General features: G+C 67.5%; 1 protein-coding gene. It reads left to right on the top strand.

Annotation, left to right across the window (positions count from 1 at the left end; translation table 11 throughout):
• On the top strand, positions 1–274 hold a 274-nt coding region (locus H5J33_RS36930), incomplete at both ends, for a hypothetical protein (protein WP_220213074.1).

Genomic DNA, 274 nt, shown 5'->3' with positions numbered 1-274 from the left:
CGTCGCCGACAAGACCGTGCCGGCGAAGGACCGGGGCACCTATCTGGCCTTCACCGACACCGGCGGCGACGGTTCCCGCCACCTGAGAGAACTGGCGAAGTCGGGGACATCGTACGTACACCTGCTGCCCGTCTTCGATGTCACCGGGATTCCCGAGCGGAGGGCGGATCAGGCGGTTCCGGACTGTGACCTGGCCGCGTTCCCGGCGGATTCGGAGCGGCAGCAGGAGTGTGTGGGGAAGACGGCCGCGAAGGACGCGTACAACTGGGGGTAC

This window comes from Streptomyces sp. WELS2 (genome assembly GCF_013870595.1).
Taxonomy (GTDB): Bacteria; Actinomycetota; Actinomycetes; order Streptomycetales; family Streptomycetaceae; genus Streptomyces.
Note: the sequence above shows the minus strand (reverse complement) of the source record. Positions and strands in the feature narration are given on the sequence as shown.